This window comes from Levilactobacillus acidifarinae DSM 19394 = JCM 15949 (assembly GCF_001434835.1).
GTDB lineage: Bacteria > Bacillota > Bacilli > Lactobacillales > Lactobacillaceae > Levilactobacillus > Levilactobacillus acidifarinae.
Genome location: NZ_AZDV01000025.1, coordinates 1 through 323, shown reverse-complemented (window position 1 = coordinate 323; position 323 = coordinate 1). Strand labels below are relative to the sequence as shown.

Below are 323 nucleotides of genomic sequence, written 5' to 3'. Positions count from 1 at the left end.
AATGAAGTAGACCTAGCGGTACGTCAAGAGACCGACGGTTCTCTTGATAGTACTGAGTTAAAAGTAGTCAGTGGTAAAGTCAGTAACGAAATTGATAACTTAAATCAGGTGATTGCTAACGAAAAAGTGAAACCTGGCGGTTCACAAAACAAGCGTCGTCGGCGAAAGCTTAAACACTTTAATCATTTATTGAAGACCGATTTAATCCCCCGTAAGCGAAACTACGAGTTTGCGAACAAGACCTTTGGAGATCGTAATAGCTTTGCCAAAACTGATACAGATGCCACCTTTATGCGAATGAAAGAAGATCCCATGAAGAATGG

Annotated in this window: 1 pseudogene; it reads left to right on the top strand. The window is 40.9% G+C overall.

Going from position 1 to position 323, the window contains the following annotated elements:
* Positions 1 to 323: pseudogene (locus FD25_RS07520) on the top strand (IS5/IS1182 family transposase); the annotation flags it as partial.